This is a genomic window from Telluria sp. ZB4P36 (genome assembly GCF_059685865.1).
Genome location: NZ_JCASIE010000004.1, coordinates 342934 through 361754, shown reverse-complemented (window position 1 = coordinate 361754; position 18821 = coordinate 342934). Strand labels below are relative to the sequence as shown.

Annotated in this window: 19 protein-coding genes; 9 read left to right on the top strand and 10 right to left on the bottom strand. The window is 65.1% G+C overall.

Annotated elements, in window-relative coordinates:
• Positions 1–74: 74 nt before the first annotated feature.
• The 4 genes from AC56LK_RS09240 to AC56LK_RS09225 are packed head-to-tail and all read right to left on the bottom strand — an operon-like array spanning position 75 to position 4729.
• Positions 75–2147 carry a sodium:solute symporter family protein gene (locus tag AC56LK_RS09240; RefSeq protein ID WP_497184251.1) on the bottom strand — a complete coding sequence of 691 codons (2073 nt, stop codon included), beginning with the start codon at positions 2145–2147 and terminating at the stop codon, positions 75–77.
• Positions 2144–2476 (bottom strand): DUF4212 domain-containing protein, encoded by a 333-nt coding sequence (locus AC56LK_RS09235; protein WP_497184250.1) that lies wholly within the window; start codon positions 2474–2476, stop codon positions 2144–2146. Before AC56LK_RS09235 ends, AC56LK_RS09240 begins: the two co-directional genes overlap by 4 nt.
• Positions 2454–4031 (bottom strand): sensor histidine kinase, encoded by a 1578-nt coding sequence (locus AC56LK_RS09230; RefSeq protein ID WP_497184249.1) that lies wholly within the window; start codon positions 4029–4031, stop codon positions 2454–2456. Before AC56LK_RS09230 ends, AC56LK_RS09235 begins: the two co-directional genes overlap by 23 nt.
• A complete protein-coding gene (locus AC56LK_RS09225; RefSeq protein ID WP_436104080.1) occupies positions 4028–4729 on the bottom strand; it encodes a response regulator in 702 nt (233 codons plus the stop codon). The genes AC56LK_RS09230 and AC56LK_RS09225 overlap by 4 nt, the downstream gene beginning before the upstream one ends.
• Positions 4730–4966: 237 nt before the next feature.
• Between AC56LK_RS09225 and recA the strand changes: the two genes are divergently transcribed.
• The 6 genes from recA (at position 4967) to AC56LK_RS09195 (ending at position 10431) form a co-directional block, all read left to right on the top strand.
• On the top strand, positions 4967–6049 hold the full coding sequence (gene recA / locus AC56LK_RS09220; protein WP_436104081.1) for a recombinase RecA: 1083 nt from the start codon (positions 4967–4969) through the stop codon (positions 6047–6049).
• 21 nt (positions 6050–6070) lie between these two features.
• Positions 6071–6529, top strand: coding sequence for a recombination regulator RecX (gene recX, locus AC56LK_RS09215; RefSeq protein ID WP_497184248.1), 459 nt, complete (start codon positions 6071–6073; stop codon positions 6527–6529).
• Positions 6530–6991: 462 nt separating this feature from the next.
• A complete protein-coding gene (locus tag AC56LK_RS09210) occupies positions 6992–7555 on the top strand; it encodes a DUF2889 domain-containing protein (RefSeq protein WP_497184247.1) in 564 nt (187 codons plus the stop codon).
• Between the two features lie 70 nt (positions 7556–7625).
• Complete coding sequence (gene sucC / locus AC56LK_RS09205; RefSeq protein WP_497184246.1) at positions 7626–8795, top strand: ADP-forming succinate--CoA ligase subunit beta; 1170 nt, start codon at positions 7626–7628, stop codon at positions 8793–8795.
• Between the two features lie 18 nt (positions 8796–8813).
• The gene (sucD, locus tag AC56LK_RS09200; protein ID WP_436104085.1) at positions 8814–9695 is read left to right on the top strand and encodes a succinate--CoA ligase subunit alpha; all 882 of its coding nucleotides are present in this window, start codon (positions 8814–8816) and stop codon (positions 9693–9695) included.
• Positions 9696–9990: 295 nt separating this feature from the next.
• Positions 9991–10431: a pilin gene (locus tag AC56LK_RS09195; protein ID WP_497184245.1), complete on the top strand. Its 441-nt coding sequence runs from the start codon at positions 9991–9993 to the stop codon at positions 10429–10431.
• 106 nt (positions 10432–10537) lie between these two features.
• Here the strand turns inward: AC56LK_RS09195 and AC56LK_RS09190 are convergent, their stop codons facing one another.
• The 3 genes from AC56LK_RS09190 to moaC form a co-directional block, all read right to left on the bottom strand.
• The gene (locus AC56LK_RS09190) at positions 10538–12619 is read right to left on the bottom strand and encodes a S9 family peptidase (RefSeq protein WP_497184244.1); all 2082 of its coding nucleotides are present in this window, start codon (positions 12617–12619) and stop codon (positions 10538–10540) included.
• Positions 12620–12703: 84 nt separating this feature from the next.
• Positions 12704–13417, bottom strand: coding sequence for a flagellar brake protein (locus AC56LK_RS09185; RefSeq protein ID WP_497184243.1), 714 nt, complete (start codon positions 13415–13417; stop codon positions 12704–12706).
• 120 nt (positions 13418–13537) lie between these two features.
• Positions 13538–14038, bottom strand: coding sequence for a cyclic pyranopterin monophosphate synthase MoaC (moaC, locus tag AC56LK_RS09180; protein WP_497184242.1), 501 nt, complete (start codon positions 14036–14038; stop codon positions 13538–13540).
• Between the two features lie 124 nt (positions 14039–14162).
• On the opposite strand from moaC, the gene AC56LK_RS09175 reads away from it, so the two are divergent.
• Entirely contained in the window at positions 14163–15704 is a 1542-nt protein-coding gene (locus tag AC56LK_RS09175) for a M48 family metalloprotease (RefSeq protein WP_497184241.1), read from the top strand.
• A 4-nt stretch (positions 15705–15708) separates the two neighbouring features.
• Here the strand turns inward: AC56LK_RS09175 and AC56LK_RS09170 are convergent, their stop codons facing one another.
• The 3 genes from AC56LK_RS09170 to AC56LK_RS09160 are packed head-to-tail and all read right to left on the bottom strand — an operon-like array spanning position 15709 to position 17505.
• Positions 15709–16296, bottom strand: coding sequence for a DUF2946 family protein (locus AC56LK_RS09170; RefSeq protein WP_497184240.1), 588 nt, complete (start codon positions 16294–16296; stop codon positions 15709–15711).
• Positions 16297–16300: 4 nt separating this feature from the next.
• A complete protein-coding gene (locus AC56LK_RS09165) occupies positions 16301–17287 on the bottom strand; it encodes a YheT family hydrolase (protein WP_497184239.1) in 987 nt (328 codons plus the stop codon).
• 23 nt (positions 17288–17310) lie between these two features.
• Positions 17311–17505 (bottom strand): zinc-finger domain-containing protein, encoded by a 195-nt coding sequence (locus tag AC56LK_RS09160; RefSeq protein WP_436104093.1) that lies wholly within the window; start codon positions 17503–17505, stop codon positions 17311–17313.
• A 214-nt stretch (positions 17506–17719) separates the two neighbouring features.
• Between AC56LK_RS09160 and AC56LK_RS09155 the strand changes: the two genes are divergently transcribed.
• A complete protein-coding gene (locus AC56LK_RS09155) occupies positions 17720–18463 on the top strand; it encodes an AzlC family ABC transporter permease (RefSeq protein WP_497184238.1) in 744 nt (247 codons plus the stop codon).
• The gene (locus AC56LK_RS09150; RefSeq protein ID WP_497184237.1) at positions 18456–18791 is read left to right on the top strand and encodes an AzlD domain-containing protein; all 336 of its coding nucleotides are present in this window, start codon (positions 18456–18458) and stop codon (positions 18789–18791) included. Before AC56LK_RS09155 ends, AC56LK_RS09150 begins: the two co-directional genes overlap by 8 nt.
• Positions 18792–18821 lie beyond the last annotated feature (30 nt).

The window sequence follows — 18821 nt, the reverse complement described above, 5'->3', positions numbered from 1 at the left end:
CCAGCCTTGCCGGTGAAAAACATCCCGCCATGCAGATGTCATGCATGCGTGATGGCGGCCGTGGCGTGCCTGCCTCAGGGCTTGCCCGCCGTTTCGTCTTCCGGCGCCCGGATGTAATCCACCATGCCCAGGCTGGCGCGGCTCGGCGGCGCGCTCAGCAGGCTGCCGGCCACGGTCGCGAGCAGCCCGGCCGGGACCCCGAACACGCCGGCCGCCAGCGGCTGGATGCCGAGCCAGGAGGCGTCCAGGCTGCCGCCCAGGGTCGGGCTGGCGCGCAGCATGTACCATAGGCAGACCAGGAAGCCGGTGAGCATGCCCGCGATCGCCCCCGTGTGGTTGGCGCGCTTCCAGAACACGCCCAGCACCAGCACGGGAAAAAGCGTGGACCCGGCAAGCGAGAAGGCCGCGCCGACCAGCGAGAGGATGTCGGCCGGCTTTTGCGAGGCCGCGTAGGCCGCGATGAAGGCCACCGCCAGGAGCAGCAGCTTGGAGATCGTAACCCGCTTCTGGGTCGAGGCGCCCGGGTCGACCATCTTGTAGTAGACATCGTGCGACAGGGCGTTGGAGATCGCCAGCAGCAGGCCGTCGGCCGTGGACAGCGCCGCCGCCAGGCCGCCCGCCGCCACCAGGCCCGAGATCACGTAGGGCAGGCCGCCGATCTCGGGCGTGGCCAGCACCAGCACGTCGGCATCGATCGCGACCTCGGCCAGCTGCACGATGCCGTCGCCATTGATGTCCGCGATGCTGAGCAGGGGATTGACCTTGTCCACGTTGGACCAGTACGACACCCAGGTCGGCAGCGAGGAAAAATCGCTGCCGACCAGGGCGGTATAGATGTCGTACTTGGCCAGCACCGCCAGCGCCGGGATGGTCAGGTAGATCAGCAGGATGAAGAACAGGGTCCAGAACACCGACACCCGGGTCTCGTTCACCGAGGGCGTGGTGTAGGCGCGCATCAGGATGTGGGGCAGGGCGGCGGTGCCGAACATCAGGCAGAACACCACGGCCAGGAAGTTGTTGCGGCGCTTGTCCGACTCTTCTTCGGTTGCGCCGGGGAAGGGCACCGCGTGCGGCACCGGCGGGCGGGCGCGCGCCAGGTTGGCGTCGCGCAGCTCGAGCCACAGCGCCCGTGCTTCGTCGGCCGAGCCGGGATAGGTATGGAGCGCGCGCTCGGCCTGGCGCACTTCGGCCAGCGAGGCATTCTGGGAGCGGACCGCCACCAGGCGGCGCTGCGCTTCCAGCTTGCCGGTTTCCCACGACGCCGGCAGGCCGGCAAGGCGGGCGGCGTATTCGCCGGCGCGGCGCCGGAACTCGGCGCGCACCTGTTCCTCGCGCGGGTCCTTGTTCAGCTGTTGTTCGCGCGCCGCGAGCTTGGGCAGCAGCGAGCCGTAGGCCACCTGCGGCACCGGGTTGTCGGCATGCTTGGCCGCCAGCCAGATGCTCGGGATCAGGAAGGCCACCAGCAGGATGATGTATTGCGCCACCTGGGTCCAGGTGATGCCGCGCATCCCGCCCAGGAACGAGCACACCAGGATCGACGCCAGCCCCAGGAAGATGCCGACCGAGAAGTCGACGCCGGTGAAGCGCGAGGCGATCAGGCCGACCGCGTAGATCTGCGCCACCACGTAGGTGAACGAGACCAGGATGGTGGCCGCCACCGCCAGCGCCCGTACCGGTCCGCCGCGTCCGCCCGCGCCGCCGCCGTAGCGCGCCGCCAGGAAGTCGGGAATGGTGTATTGCCCGAACTTGCGCAGGTAGGGCGCGATGAGCAGGGCCACCAGCACGAAGCCGCCGGTCCAGCCCATGATGTAGGCCAGGCCATCGAAGCCGTACAGGTAGAGGCCGCCGGCCAGGCTGATGAAGCTGGCCGCCGATATCCAGTCGGCGGCGGTGGCCATGCCGTTGAACAGGGCCGGCACGCGCCGCCCGGCCACATAGTATTCGGTGACGTTCGAGGTGCGCGCCACCACCCCGATGGTGGCGTACAGCGCGATAGTGGCGAACATGAAGATGTAGCCGATCCACAGGCGCGGCATGCCTTCCTGCTCGAGCAGCGCAAGCGACACCAGGAACAGGGCGAAGCAGGCGGTGTACCAGAGGTAGTAGCGCGACAGCTTGCGGAAGTAGGGCCCCCTGGTCGCGCTCATGCATCCCCCCGGACCGCAGCCTCGTAGCGGCGGTCGAGCCGGCGCAGGCGCCAGGCGTAGAGCGCGATGACGGCCAGCGACACCAGCGAGGCACCCTGGGCCGCCATGTAGAAGGACAGCGGCCAGCCGAACACGGTGAAGCGCGCCAGCTCGCGCGCGAAGAACACGGTGCCGAAGCCGGTGCACAGCCACAGGATCATCAGGACGGCGGTCAGGCGCCGGGTCGCCCGCCAGTGGGCCGCGCGCGCCGCCTCCCGGCGGGCGAGGGCCGCGCCGCCGGGTGTGCCGGAAGGCGTGGGCGTGGGGTCAAGCGGCGTCGTCGGGCTCATGGGCTGGGGGCGGGAAGGTCAGGCGGAACAGGCTGCCCGGGTACCTGGGCGAGTGGCTGCGCGGATTGTTGAAGATGTCGATCTCGGCGCCGTGCTGCTGCGCGATCTCGCGCACGATCGCCAGTCCCAGGCCGCTGCCCTGCACGTTGCTGCCGAGGATGCGGTAGAAGCGCTCGAACACTTTGGCGCGCTCGCCCGGTGCGATGCCGGGACCGGTGTCCTCGACTTCGAGCAGGGCGTGTTCGCCGTCGCGCCGCACGCGCACCGTCACGCTGCCGCCCTGCGGGGTGTAGCGCAGCGCGTTGTCGATCAGGTTCGACAGCAGTTCGCGCAGCATCAGCGCGTTGCCGGCGATGTGCAGGGTCTCTTCCGGCGGCTCGAAGCCGAGGTCGATGCGGTGGGCGAACGAGGCCTGCACCCAGTCCTGCACGGTGGCGCGGGCCAGCTGGGCCAGGTCGATCTCCTCGAAGGCCAGGCCGGCATGGGGCTGGTTCTCGGCGCGGGCCAGGGCCAGCAGCTGGTTGACCAGGCGCGTGGCCGATTCCGAGCTCTGGGCCAGCTGCTCGAGCGAACGGTGGATCTCGCTCGGGTCGACCTGGCGCAGCGCCAGCTCGGACTGCATGCGCATGCCGGCCAGCGGCGTTTTCATCTGGTGCGCGGCGTCGGCGATGAAGCGCTTCTGCATCTCGACGGTCTGGGCCAGGCGCTCGAGCATGTCGTTGAACGAGCCCACCAGCGGCGAGATCTCTTCCGGCACCTGGCGCGGGTCGATCGGCGACAGGTCGTCCTGCGGGCGGGCGCGGATGCGCTCCTGCAGCTCGGCCAGCGGAGACAGGCCGCGCGACAGCGCGAACCAGACCAGCGCCAGGATCACCGGCAGGATGATGAACTGGGGCAGGATCACGCCCTTGATGATCTCGTTGGCCAGGTTGGCGCGCTTGTCGAGGGTTTCCGCGACCTGCACCAGGGCCAGGTCGCCGGGCTTGGCAGCGCTGTGACTCGATGCGTGGCCGGGTGCGCGCAGCGGGTCGAGGCTGACCCACGAGTAGGCGACGCGCACCGGGGTGCCGTGGATGCTGTCGTTGCGGAACACCACGGCGCCGCCCTGGGGACGTTCGCCGTCGTTGCCGCCCTTGCCGGGCCGGGGATGCGGCAGGTCGCGGTCGCCGTCGATGTGGGCGCCGTCCGGGCCGCTGATCTGAAAGTAGACGCTGTCCACGTCGTCGGCGCGCAGCACGTCGCGCGCGCTGCCCGGCAGCTGCGCCACGGGCCTCCCGGCCACCGTACGGACCTGCTGCGACAGCACGGTGACGCGGTCTTCCAGCGCATCGTCGAAGGGCTGGTTGGCGATCGACTTCGCCACCAGGTAGGTGATCGCGATGCTCATCGGCCACAGCAGCAGCAGCGGGGCCAGCATCCAGTCGAGGATCTCGCCGAACAGCGAGTGCCGGATGTTCTCGTCGGGCTCGGGGTTGGGCGGGACGTAGGGCTGCAGCCCGTCCCGTCCCGTCTCCGGCGCGGGAGGATCCGCCAGCCCGGCGTCGCGCTCGTTCACTTGCTCTCTGGAGCCGGCGCGCGCGGGGCGTCGGAGAATTTCTCGAGGCAGTAGCCGAGGCCGCGCACGGTGGCGATGCGCACGCCGCCGACCTCGATCTTCTTGCGCAGGCGGTGCACGTAGACCTCGATGGCGTTGTTCGAGACTTCCTCGCCCCATTCGCACAGGTGGTCGACCAGCTGTTCCTTGGAGACCAGGCGCCCGGTGCGTGCCAGCAGCACTTCGAGCAGGCCGAGTTCGCGCGCCGACAGGTCGAGCATCTGGTCGTTGATGTAGGCGCTGCGGCCGACCTGGTCGTACACCAGCGGGCCGTGGCGCACCACGGCGGGGCCGCCGCCGGCGCCGCGGCGGGTGAGGGCGCGCACCCGCGCCTCCAGCTCGGACAGCGCGAAGGGCTTGGCCATGTAGTCGTCGGCGCCGAGGTCGAGGCCTTCGACGCGCTGCTCGACCGAATCGGCGGCGGTGAGGATCAGCACCGGCAGCAGCGAGGAGCGCGCGCGCAGGCGGCGCAGCACTTCCAGGCCGGACAGCTTGGGCAGGCCGAGGTCGAGGATGAGGAGATCGAACTCCTGGGTGGACAGCGCCGTGTCGGCATCCTGGCCATTCTTGACGCAATCGATCGCATAGCCGGACTGGCGCAGGGAACGCGTGAGTCCATCGGCAAGTACGCTATCATCTTCGGCGAGCAGAATTCGCATGGGGACCACCTGTAAAACGTTAAGCCTTCAACAGGCCCTATTGTGTTTGATTTATCGCAACAATGCGAGCCTCGCGGATAACAACACCGCGACTTTTTTCGCTTGCCTAAACCACTGGATTTATATACAGTAGTGGCTTGATTTCGTTTGCTTGAACAACTGGATTTATATACAGTGGTTCTCTTGATTTTAGCGGTAGCGCCCCTACCTTGCCTACTCCACAGCTGAAAGTACACCATGGACGACAAAAAAATCGCATTGAATGTTGCCGAAAAAGGCAAAGCGCTGGCAGCCGCCCTGGCGCAGATTGAAAAGCAGTTTGGCAAGGGCTCGGTCATGCGCATGGATTCCAACATGCCGGTCGAGGAAGTCCAGACTGTTTCCACCGGCTCGCTGGGCCTGGACATCGCGCTGGGCGTCGGTGGCCTGCCGCGCGGCCGTATCGTCGAGATCTACGGTCCGGAATCGTCGGGTAAAACCACCCTGACCCTGCAGACCATCGCCCAGATGCAGAAACTGGGCGGCACCTGCGCCTTCATCGACGCCGAGCACGCGCTCGACGTGGGCTACGCGCAAAAGCTGGGCATCAAGCTGGACGAGCTGCTGATCTCGCAGCCGGACACCGGCGAGCAGGCGCTTGAAATTACCGACGCCCTGGTGCGTTCGGGTTCGGTCGACCTCGTGGTCATCGACTCGGTGGCGGCACTGACCCCGCGCGCCGAGATCGAAGGCGACATGGGCGACTCGCTCCCGGGCCTGCAGGCGCGACTGATGTCGCAGGCGCTGCGCAAGCTGACCGCCTCGATCAACCGCACCAACACCCTGGTCATCTTCATCAACCAGATCCGTATGAAGATCGGCGTGATGTTCGGCAGCCCGGAAACCACGACCGGCGGTAACGCGCTGAAATTCTACGCCTCCGTGCGTATGGACATCCGCCGTACCGGCTCGATCAAGTCGGGTGACGAAGTGATCGGTAACGAAACCAAGGTCAAGGTCGTCAAGAACAAGATCGCGCCGCCGTTCCGCGAAGCCCACTTCGACATCCTGTACGGAGAAGGCACCTCGCGCGAAGGCGAAATCCTGGATCTGGGCGCCGACAACAAGATCGTCGAGAAGTCGGGCTCATGGTACAGCTATAACGGCGAACGCATTGGCCAGGGCAAGGACAACGCCCGCCTGTTCCTGAAAGAGCGTCCGGCACTGGCACGCGAAATCGAGAACAAGGTCCGTGCCGCGCTGGGCGTGCGCGAGCTGCCGCCGGTTCTCGCTGCTGTCGAAGACAGCGGCAAGGACAAGCTGAAGGCAGTCGGCGAGTAATCGCTGTCTTGTAGAGCGCCTATGCCTGCACCCCAGCTGAGCCTGAAAGGGCGGGCGCTGCGTTATCTTTCGCAGCGCGAGCACAGCCGGCTCGAGCTGGGGCGCAAGCTGGCCCGTCATGCCGAGGAGGGCGAAGACGTGGAAGCCCTCCTGGATTTCCTTGAAAAAAACAACTGGCTGTCGCAGGAACGTTTTGCCGAATCGCTCATCAACCGGCGGGCGGCACGTTTCGGCAACAGCCGGGTGATGGCCGAGCTGCAAAGCCACGGCGTCAAAGGCGAAGCCTTGGATGACATCAAAGCCTCGCTTGCCGACAGCGAGACGGCGCGTGCCTCCGAAGTGTGGCAGCGCAAGTTCGGCACCGTCGCCGTCGATGCGGCCGAGCGAGCCAAGCAGATGCGTTTCCTGCTGCAGCGTGGTTTCTCCCAACGCGCTGCACGGGCCGCAATGCAGGGCGCTCCCGACGACGACGAGCTGTAGCAGGGTAGGGTCCACACTTGCTACGATGAGGAGCCGGCCTGGCCCCAGGCTGCTCTGACGATATGCCAGGCTTGGCCGCTGGCCTGCTGTATCACCTTTCGATCACATGACAGCTTCAAGCTCCGGCGCCAGCGTGGAGCGTCATCTCCGATATGCTCCGGCATATTCCTCAACGGACGATGGCGCTGCACGCTGGCGCTGTGCGTTTACCAGCTGATTGGTCCTGCCGCTGGCGCAACCCGTCCAACCACCTGCAATATTGACCACTCAGCAAGAAAGCCCGCCAATATCGCTGCAACGCGGCAAAAAGGCCTCTGTTGCAGTGCAACCGACAACGCCCTGTGCTAAACTTTCACGGTTTAAGCAGCGCCGCATGAGCGGTTGTTGTCGTAGAAGCTACGGCAACGTGCATGAAGCACACTGGCTGCACCACTAACCGCCGCGCAAGCGGCATTGGTTTTTATGCCCCTGTCTCCTCCCGTATCGCGCTCGCTCCGGCATACGCGCGCCATTACCGTCGAAGCCTATGCGCGCGACGATGGCCTGTGGGATCTGGACGCCAGTATCCGCGACGTCAAAACCCTTGACATCCCCCTCCCTTCCGGCACCCGTCCGGGCGGGACGCCCGTACACGACCTCAAGCTGCGCGTCACCATCGACCGCAACTTGACCATCGTGGACGCCGAAGCTGCCTCCGATTCCGTTCCGTATCCCGGTTTTTGCGAGACGATAGGCCCTGCTTACAAAAAGCTGGTCGGTCTGTCGCTGATGAACCACTTCCGGCTGCACCTGAAAGACCGCCTCACGGGCGTGCTCGGTTGCACCCACCTGACCGAATTGGCCCAGGTGCTGCCCACGGCAGCGCTGCAGGCCTACGCCGACGACGTGTTCGACACCCGCGGCGGCGCCGACGACAACTCGGCCGAACGGCCTTTCGAGCTCGACCGTTGCCATGCGCTGCGCAGCGACGGACCGGCCGTGGCCACCTACTATCCCCGCTGGTCGATCAAAGCAGTGTCGGGTTAGCATTCGCTGTTTGTCATTTTTTGTAATTCAACCGTATTTCTAATTCAGTAATAGAAGAAGGGAAGCCAGCATGAAAATCCATGAGTATCAAGGCAAAGAGATCCTCCGAAAGTTCGGAGTGACCGTTCCGCGCGGCATTCCGTGCATGAACGTGGAAGAGGCGGTCAAGGCCGCTGAAGAGCTGGGCGGCCCGGTCTGGGTCGTCAAGGCGCAGATCCATGCCGGTGGCCGTGGTAAAGGCGGCGGCGTCAAGGTTGCCAAGTCGCTGGAACAGGTCAAGGAATACTCGGACCAGATCATGGGCATGCAGCTGATCACGCACCAGACCAGCCCGGAAGGCCAGAAAGTCCGCCGCCTGCTGATCGAAGAAGGCGCCGATATCAAGAAGGAATTGTACGTGTCGCTGGTCACCGACCGCGTCACCCAGAAAGTCGTGCTGATGGCCTCGTCGGAAGGCGGCATGGACATCGAAGAAGTCGCGCACAGCAACCCGGAAAAGATCCATAACGTCGTGATCGAACCGTCGGTCGGCCTGACCGACGCGCAGGCTGACGACGTCGCCCGCAAGATCGGCGTGCCGGAAGGCTCGATCGCCGATGCACGCGCCAACCTGCAAGGCCTGTACAAGGCTTACTGGGAAACCGACGCATCGCTGGCCGAAATCAACCCGCTGATCCTGACCGGTTCGGGCAAGGTCATCGCCCTGGACGCCAAGTTCAACTTCGACGCGAACGCCCTGTTCCGTCATCCGGAAATCGTCGCCTACCGCGACCTGGACGAAGAAGATCCGGCCGAAGTCGAAGCATCGAAGTTCGACCTGGCTTACATCTCGCTCGACGGTAACATCGGCTGCCTGGTGAACGGCGCCGGCCTGGCCATGGCCACCATGGACACCATCAAGCTGTTCGGCGGCGAGCCGGCCAACTTCCTGGACGTCGGCGGCGGCGCGACCGCAGAGAAGGTCACCGAAGCATTCAAGATCATGCTGAAGAACCCAGGCCTGAAAGCAATCCTGGTCAACATCTTCGGCGGCATCATGCGCTGCGACGTGATCGCCGAAGGCGTCATCACCGCATCGAAAGCTGTGTCGCTGCAAGTGCCGCTGGTCGTCCGCATGAAGGGCACCAATGAAGACCTGGGCAAGAAGATGCTGGCTGACTCCGGCCTGCCGATCATCGCCGCAGACACCATGGAAGACGCAGCGAAGCAGGTCGTCGCCGCTGCTGCTGGCCAAGCCTAATTCGCGAAGGAAATAAAAATGTCGATTCTGATTAACAAAGACACCAAAGTCATCACCCAAGGTATCACCGGCAAGACCGGCCAGTTCCACACCCGCATGTGCCGCGACTACGCGAACGGCCGTGAAGCCTTCGTGGCAGGCGTGAACCCGAAGAAAGCCGGCGAAGATTTCGAAGGCATCCCGATCTACGCATCGGTCAAGGAAGCCAAGTCGGAAACCGGCGCCACCGTGTCGGTGATCTACGTTCCGCCGGCAGGTGCTGCCGCTGCGATCTGGGAAGCCGTCGAAGCCGAGCTCGACCTGGCAATCTGCATCACCGAAGGCATCCCTGTCCGTGACATGATGGAAGTCAAGGACCGCATGGCCAAGGCCGGTTCGAAGACCCTGCTGCTGGGCCCGAACTGCCCAGGCCTGATCACCCCGGACGAGATCAAGATCGGCATCATGCCGGGTCACATCCACCGCAAGGGCCGTATCGGCGTCGTTTCGCGCTCGGGCACCCTGACCTATGAAGCAGTCGGCCAGCTGACCGCCCTGGGTCTGGGCCAGTCGTCGGCAGTCGGCATCGGCGGCGACCCGATCAACGGTCTGAAGCACATCGACGTGATGCGCATGTTCAACGACGATCCTGACACCGACGCAGTCATCATGATCGGCGAGATCGGCGGCCCGGACGAGGCGAATGCTGCTCAGTGGATCAAGGACAACATGAAGAAGCCGGTCGTCGGCTTCATCGCCGGCGTCACCGCGCCTCCGGGCAAGCGCATGGGCCACGCCGGCGCGCTGATCTCGGGCGGCGCCGACACCGCGCAAGCCAAGCTGGAAATCATGGAAGCCTGCGGCATTACCGTCACCAAGAACCCGTCGGAAATGGCTCGCCTGCTGAAGGCGATGCTGTAATCTGAATGTTTAATGGCCGATGAAAACGGGGAGCCGCCAGGCTCCCCGTTTTTTTTGTGCCTTTACTCTCCAGGCATGACAAATTGCGTTACGTAAACTATCCACCTGACAAAAATTGCTGAGCTCAAGTGACAAATTTTGTCACCGATCAAGCCAAAACTTGTCCTGGCACGGTGTTTTGTTATCTCCACACTAATAAAATCAGCATTTTTCGGGCTGGCACACGGCTTGCATATAAGAAAGCGTGGCAACAAGCAGTAACCCAATCACCTGACACACCACCTGGAGAGATGACATGAACTTCAAACAAATGCAAACCAAAAAAGCCGAAGGCGGCTTCACCCTGATCGAACTGATGATCGTCGTTGCAATCATCGGTATCCTGGCAGCCGTCGCTATCCCGGCCTACCAGAACTATGTCAAGAAGGCCAAGTTCCAGGACATCGTTTCGTCGGCAGCGGCAATTGAACTGGCAATTTCGACCTGCCTGAACGAAAACGGCGGTGACGTCACTCTGTGCGATACCGCAACCAAGCTGGGCATCACCATCAAGAACTCGAAAGAAGCTGCAACTGCACTGGCCGTGACTGCTACCACTGCAGCCGTGACCGCAACCGCGAACACTGCTGCTGGCGGCTACACCTACATCCGCACGCCGACCTATACCGCTGGCGATACCGCGATCACCTGGACCCAGAGCGGCAGCTGCCTGGCAGCCGGTGTCTGCAAGCCGTAATCAGTATGTCAAGATGGGCTAGGAACGCTAGTTCCTGAGACCGCCAACAACACCCGGCAAGCCGCAAGCTTGCCGGGTGTTTCACTTTATAAGGCGGACTTTGGCCTTAGGGCTTGATGTGCTTGTCCAGCCACTTCATCACCGTATGGTGCCACTGCACCGAGTTGGCCGGCTTGAGCACCCAATGGTTCTCGTCCGGGAACACCAGCAACTGGCTGTCGATGCCCTTGCGCTGCAGCGCGGTGAAGGTCGACAGCGCCTGCGCCGTCGGGATCCGGAAATCGAGGTCGCCCTGGATCACCAGCATCGGCGTCTTCCACTTGTTCACGTGGTGGACCGGATTGAAGCGCTCGTGATTGTTCGGCACCGCAAAGTAGGCGCCGCCGTTTTCCCAGTCCGTGAACCACTGCTCCTCGGTCGAGTAGGCCATGCCGCGGCTGTCGAAGATGCCGTCGTGGTTGACCAGGCAGCGGAAGCCGTCGTTCCAGTTCCCCGCGATCCAGTTCATCATGTAGCCGCCGTAGGACGCGCCCAGGGCACAGCTGCGTTCGCGGTCGAGCCAGGGGAACTTCTTCACCGCCGCGTCCAGGCCCTTGCGCAGGTCCTCGAGCGGCTTGCCGCCCCAGTCGCCGCTGATCGAATCGGTGAACTTCTGGCCGTAGCCGGTCGAACCGTGGAAGTCGATGAACACGGTGGCATAGCCGGCGCCGGCGTACACCTGCGGATTCCAGCGGTAGCTCCAGCCGTTGCCGAAGCTGCCCTGCGGGCCGCCGTGCACCAGGAAGGCGACCGGGTACTTCTTGCCCGGTTCGGCATTCCAGGGTTTCATCACGTGGCCATACACCGTCTCGCCCTTGGCCCCAGGGAAGCTGAACTGCTCGTACTGGCCCCAGCGCACGTCCGCCAGGCGCTCGGCATTCAGCGTCGTCAGTTGCGAGGGCTGGCCGCCCAGCTTCATCGCGAACAGCTGTGCACCCGAGGCCAGGTTGGCCTGGGTATAGGCGACGGTATCGCGGCGTACGTCGAAGGCGCCGACCGCGCCCTTGCCGGTCAGCGCTTCCACCCGTCCGGTGGCGACGTCGATCGAGAACAGGCGGTGCTGGCCCAGGTCTTCGGCATCGACGATCAGCGCCTTGCCGTCGGCGCGCCAGTGCAGGCTGCCGGCCGAGCGGTCCCAGTCGGCGGCCAGCTTGCGCTTCTGGCCGCTCGCCACGTCCATCAGCATCACCTGGTAGCGGTCGGCCTCGAAGCCGGGACGCGCCATCGCAAGATATGCCAGGGTGCGGCCGTCCGGCGAGTACACGCCCTTGGTGTCCCAGGCCGGATTGTCGGCGGTCAGGTTGCGCGGCGCGGCGCCGCCCGCGGCCGGCACGGTGTACAGGTCGAAGTTGGTCGACCAGGCCTCGGTCTTGCCGGCAATACGAGCCGCGAACACGATGGTCTTGCCGTCCGGGCTGAAGCGGAACTCCTCGCGGTCGCCGAAGGGCTTCGAGGGCACGTCGCCATCGAGCACACCGGACAGGCTGACCGGCGCGCCACCCAGCTTGCCGGCGCCGTCGAGCGGCGCCGAGAACAGCACGTTGTTGCGGCCGTCGCTCCAGCTATCCCAGTGGCGCACGAACAGGCGGTTGTACAGCTTGCCGCTGGCCTTGTCCTTTTCCTCCGCATCGAGGCGCTGTTTGGTGCAGGCGAGTTCGGCGCAGTCGCGGAACACCGACAAGCTCATCGCCACCCGGTCGCCCGTGGGCGACACACGGAAACTCTCGACGTCGAGCGGCAGGTCGGTCACTTTTATCGGCTCGGCGGCCTTGCCTTCGGCCAGCGGCAGGCGCCACAGCTGCGACGAGCCCGAGCGGGTCGACAGGAAGTAGACCGCGTCGCCCGAGGGCGACCATTCCGGCTCGGTGCTGCTCGAGGCGTGATCGGTGAGGCGTTGCGGCACCGGCCTGGCGGCGCGCAGGTCGACCAGCCAGAGTTCCGTATGACCGCGATTCTTGCTCATGTCCGTGCTGCGCACGGTGTAGACGACGCGGCTCGCGTCAGGCGACACGGCCGGGCTGCCCACCCGTTCCATGTTCACCAGGTCCTCCACGGTAAAGCCGCGCGGCGCGGCCATTGCGCTCGTGGCAGCCAGGGTTGCCACTGCGATGGGGAGTAAGCGCAGCAGGCTCGGCAAACGAAGATTCATGCTCCATCCTTGTTGTCATCTCGGTAGGCGGCAGGGCGCCGCTTACGCAGGCCAGCAATTTACCATGTGACATTGAAGATGGATTCAGACGATCTTGAACCGGTCCGCCAGCAGCGCCTCGTAGGTCATGTTCTGCAGCAGCGTGTAGTGCACGGGATCGAGGTCGACGAACTGGACGCCGTAGCTGTAGACATCCGGCTTGTCCGGCGCCGGCCTGGCTACCGTCATGTTCCTGACGGCGGCCAGGGTTTCGACCGGCACTTCTTCGTTGGTGGGCGGCGTCGCCAGCGTGAACGCCAGCGTGACGACTTCGCTGCCGGGCGGCAGCGGGTACTCGGATTCGATCCTCGCACCCGTGACCGAGACGTTCGTCAGCATGCAGGCGGCCGAGGAGGCTTTGCCGTCGATCCTGGACACGCTCGCCGGAATCTCCGCCTTGACCCGCATCGCCCCACGCAGGCTGGTGCCCTGGATCGAGGTCGGGAAGGACAGGTGCACGTAGTTGAGCGGACGCCCGAACACGCGCTCCACCGAGCAGGCGAAGGAGCACACGTTCACCCCCGAGAACACCCTGATCGTCAACGGATCGCCTTCCGTCATCGCGATCGGCGCGCCATTCTCGGTGGGGATCTTGATGATGAGGTACTCGTCCTTCACGTAGCCGATCAGGGTCGAGAAATATTGGGCCGGCTTCAGGTGCCGGTGGGTCATCACCTGCAGGCGGACGCCGACCTGCAGGTTCATCGTCTCGAACTCGAATTCCTGGGGCTTGAGTTCGCGAGCTGCTTCAGTGTTCATATGATGCTGGGCCTGGCGCGTTGTCGAAAAGATACGCGAAAGGCGGAATCATATCAGTTTACATGTATCTCGGCTGAACCTTATTTGAATGGTGAATATTGGAGAGAATTGTACTGATCTTTAGATCGCGGCAGTCCAATCCCCGCTCTTGCCTCCGTGCTTTTCCAGCACCCGCACATTGGTCATCACCATGCCCCGATCCACCGCCTTGCACATGTCGTAAACCGTCAACAGCCCGACCTGCACCGCCGTCAGCGCCTCCATCTCCACCCCGGTCTTGCCGATGGTCTCCACCTGCGCCCGGCAATGCACGCTGCTGGCCGCCGCGTCCACCTCGAAGTCGACCGCCACGCGCGTGATCGGCAGCGGATGGCACAGCGGGACCAGGTCGCTGGTGCGCTTCGACGCCATGATGGCGGCAATCCGTGCAATCCCGATCACGTCCCCCTTTTTGGCATTGCCCGACTGGATCAGCGCCAGGGTCGCCGGCTTCATGCGGATGGTGCCGGCCGCGACGGCGATGCGGTGGGTGTCCTGCTTGGCGCCGACGTCGACCATGTGGGCCTGGCCGGTGGCGTCGAAGTGGGTCAATTGGTCTGGGTCTGGAATGGATGTGTTCATTGCAAGGTCTACAAGCATGTGGAACAAAGTGTTTCGAGGGCAGCAAGGCGGCCGCGGATGCGGTTATCATAGCATTGTGAAACATGCTCCCCGCCCAGCATCGGCGCGCCGCCGGCGCCCTGCGTTGACCGCCATTGCCCTGTGCACGGCGGCCGCTTTCGCCATTGCCGCTCCCGCCGCGCCCCTGCAAAAACCGGACAACATGAAGCTGCCGACGCTTGGCGACAGCGCGCGGCAGGACCTGTCGCCCGTGCTCGAACGTAAGCTCGGCGAGGAAATCATGCACGATGTCCGGCGCGACCCGGGCTATCTCGACGACGACCCGATCACCGAGTACCTGAACTCCCTCGGCAATGCGCTGCTGTCGGCCGTACCTGGCGCACGCGGCGAGACCAACGCCGACTTCACCTTCTTCGCCATGCGCGACCCCAACCTGAACGCCTTCGCCCTGCCGGGCGGCTTCATCGGGGCGCATACGGGCCTGATCGTCGCGGCACAGAAGGAATCCGAACTGGCCGGGGTGATGGCCCACGAGATCGGCCACGTGTCGCAGCGCCACATCGCCCGCATGATCGGGCAGCAGAAACAGGATGTGCTGCTGCCGCTGGCGTCGATGATCCTCGCCGCGCTCGCCGCCAAGGCGAGTCCGGATGCCGCGATGGGCGTCCTGATGGGCGGGCAGGGCCTGGCCGTGCAGCGCCAGCTGAACTTCAGCCGCGACGCCGAGCGCGAGGCCGACCGCGTCGGTTTCCAGATCATGAGCGCGGGCGGCTATGACGTCACCGGCATCGTCGGCTTCTTCAAGCGCCTGCAGAGCGCCACCCGGCTGTCCGGCGACATTCCCGCCCACCTGGCCCACCTGAGCAGCCACCCGCTGACGGCCGAGCGCATCATCGACATGCAGGCGCGCATCCGCGAGATCCCGAAAAAGGCGCGCGTGGACAACCTCGATTTCCAGCTGGTGCGCGCGCGTGCCCGCGTGTTGCAGGACGAGAGCGTCAACGGCCGCCGCGACACCAGGAATGCCTTCGACACCCAGCTCAAGGATCCGCACCGCCAGCTGCAGGCCGGCGCGCAGTACGGCCTGGCCCTGATGGCGCTACGCCAGGGGAACGTGGCCGAGGCGCAAAGCTGGCTGGACAAGGCACGCGCGACCGTCAAGCCGAAGGAGGGTGTGCTGTCGGCCGAATCGAGTGCGGGCGACGGCGCGGCGATGTTCGCCGGCCTGTCGATCGAGATCAGGCTGGCGCCCAACCAGGCGCCCGAGATCGCGCAGCAAGCGGTGGCAGAAGCGGATGCGGCGCGCCAGCGCTATCCGCTGTCGCGCGCCATCGCACGCCAGTATGGCGAGGCGCTGATCGCGGCCGGCAAGCTCGAGGAAGCGACCCGCTACCTGCGCGAACAGACCCTGCTCTATCGCCAGGAACCGAAGCTGCACGACATGCTGGCCCGGGCCTATGCCAAGCAGGGCAAGATCGCCCTGCAGCACATGGCGCTGGCGGAATCCTATGTGATCGCGGGCGCGCTGCCGGCGGCGGTGGCGCAGCTCGACCTGGCGCGCAAGGCGGGCGACGTCTCGTTCTACGACCAGGCCGTCATCGATGCGCGCGAACGCGAGCTGAAGGCGCGCGAGAAGGCCGAGAAGGAAGAAGAGAAGGAGCGCTAGCAGCTCAGGTGCCCGGCGCCTGCACGTAGCCGAAACGGCGCTGCAGCGCTTCCGCCGACAGCCGTTCGACACCGACGCGCCCGCTCGGCAAGACCAGCGCCAGTTCGCCCGAGTCGTCCTCCAGCCAGGCCATGATGGCTTCGACCGACGCCGGCCGGCCATCCAGTTCCATATGCGCGAGCACCTGGGCCACGTCGCGGTCGTCGAGCTGGGCGACGACCTCGCCCGCCTGCAGGATCAGCGCCCCGGCGTCGGTCATGAATGCCGCTTCCGGGGCCGCCAGGGCCTGCCCGGTCTGCAGCACGAAGCCCTGCGCCGGATCGGTGCGCGCAATATAAGGTGTCGCTTCCAGGTTGACGTAGACCCGCTGCGGTCCGTTCTGGAAATACCAGCAGCCCTTGTCGTCGTGCGCGTAATTGCGGTTGATGAAACCGACCAGCGCCGCATTGGCCAGCTTGTCGCCGGGGGCATTGGCGCGCTGCGCCGCTTCGTCGCGCATGCGCCAGTTGCCGCGTGCATCCAGCGCCAGCCAGCCGTAGCAGTGCGGTACGTTCGGCCACTTGGCCATTGCCTGTTTTACGATGTCGTCCATGGTCTCAAGCTTCGCATGCTTCGGCCGCGCCGGGCGCGCGCGTCGCGGCCGGCGCGGCCTGGTCGAAGAAATCCAGGATGCGCCGCGGCAGCCAGTCGATCCGTCCGGGGAAGGGCCCCACGGCGAAGCCGACGTGGCCGCCTTCCTCGGGATACTCCAGCGTCACCGCCTTCGATGCGCTCTCGGGCAAATGCTCGCCCGGCAGGAAGGGGTCGTTGCGGGCGTTCAGCACCAGCGTCGGCACCGTGATCTCGTGCAGCACGTGGCGGGCGCTGGCGCGGTGCCAGTAGTCGTCGGTATCCTTGTAGCCGTGCAGCGGCGCCGTCACCACGTTGTCGAAGGCATACAGGTCGCGTGCGCCGAGCAGGGCGGCGCGGTCGAACAGGCCGGGATAGCGTTCCAGCTTGGCCAGGCACTTGGGCTTGAGCGTCTGCAGGAACATGCGGGTGTACAGCATGTTGAAGCCGGACGACAGCGCCGCGCCGCCGCGCGCCAGGTCGAGTGGCGCCGAGACCGCGCAGGCGGCTTGGACGATCTCCGCCCCGTGGCCGGATTCGCCCAGCCAGCGCAGCAGCGCATTGCCGCCCAGGGAGACGCCGGCGACCAACACCGGCCCTGGCGCACGCGCATGCAGCTTGCGCACGATCCAGTCGACTTCCGCGGCGTCGCCCGAGTGGTAAAAGCGCGGCATCAGGTTGGCTTCGCCCGAGCAGCCGCGGAAGTGCGGCACCGCACCGGACCAGCCGCGTTCGCGCAGCGCGGCCATCAGGCTGCGCGCGTAATGGCTGTTGGAGGAGCCTTCCAGGCCGTGGAACAGCACGACCAGCGGCTTGCCCGGCTGGCCGTCGACGAAATCGACGTCGATGAAATCGCCGTCCGCGCTGGTCCAGCGCTCGCGCCGGTAGGCGACGGGCGGCTTGGCGACGCAGGCCGCCGGATAAATGGTCTGGAGGTGGCCGCCAGGCAGCCACGCAGGCGCACGATAAGGCATGCAGCGACGCCGCGGCGGAAGGATCAGTGGTGCTTGAGCTCGACGCCCGGGGCGAGGCGGTACTGGGTGCCGCAGTACGGGCACTTGGCATCGCCGTGGTGGTCGAAATCGAGGAAGACGCGCGGGTGCGAGGACCACAGCGGCATTGCCGGATTCGGGCAGTGCGCCGGCAGGTCTTTGGCCTCGAGTTCCACCACAGGCATCGTCGTTTGGGTCATCTGGTTTTCTCCGTCAAATGGGATGTGCGCAAAAACACGATTCTATCCGATACAACCTGCATACCGAAATGATCGGTAGAATATCAAACTGATCATCATCGAGCCCGGGACGCCGTATTTGCACCGCGTTGCCAGCCCCTTACATGCGTTTCATGCCCGACCGTTTCAAGCCCGTCCCTGCATCCGCCCGTCACGGCAGTTGCAGGAAAACCACATGAGCCCGGCTGCGCCGCCAGGCGAGCAGCCCATTGAAGCCCATGACCCCGGCGCCTGGCGCGAGGGTTGCAAGGCCGGCCTGCCGACCCTGTTCGGCATTGCCGCCTGGGGCCTGGTGGTCGGCATTGCGATGGTCAAGACCGGCCTGACAGCGGTGCAGGCGGTCGGCATGACCCTGCTGGTCTTCGCCGGCTCCGCCCAGCTCGCTTCACTGCCGCTGATCGCGGCGGCCGCGCCGATCTGGGTCATTTTCGCCACCGCGCTGGTCGTCAACCTGCGCTTCGTCATTTTTTCCGCCTTGCTCGGCCCGCACTTTGCCCACCTGCCGTGGAAGCAGCGCTTCCTGCTCGGCTACGTCTCCGGCGACCTGACGGTCGCCATGTTCCTGCAGCGCTATCCGACCGCCGAGCGGGTCGCGGGCAAACTGTCCTACCTGAAGGGGCTGATGTACCCGAACTGGTTCGCCTGGCAGATCGGATCGCTGACCGGCATCTTCCTCGGCAGCGCGATTCCGAGCGAATGGGGACTGGGCTTTGCCGGCACGCTGGCGATCCTGTGCATCATGGTTCCGCTGATTATCAACAACGCCGCGCTGTGCGGGGTGGTGGTGGCGCTGGCGGTGTCGGTGCTGGCCTATGGCTTGCCGTACAAGCTGGGCTTGCTGCTGGCAGTCGTGCTCGGCATGGTCACCGCCATGGCGGTCGAGGAAACACTGGCCAAGCGAAAGGCCAAGCATGTCTGACTGGGAAATCTGGATCACCATCGGCGTGCTGTGCGTGGCCACCGCCGCCACCCGCAGCTCGTTCTGGCTGATCGGCCACCGCGTGAGCATCCCGCCGCGGGTGCAGGAGATGCTGCGCTATGCGCCGGCCTGTGCCCTGGCGGCGATCATCGGCCCTGACCTGCTGGTCGATACACAGGGCCATGCGCAGTTCACGCTGGCAAATCCCAGGCTGATTGCCGGACTGGCGGCACTTGCCTTTTATCTGTGGCGGCGCAGCATGCTGCTGACCATCATCTTCGGCATGGGAGTCTTTACACTCTTGCGCGTACTGCAGGTTTTTGAGTAGCTGCCCTCATGTACAATGACGGTTTCACTA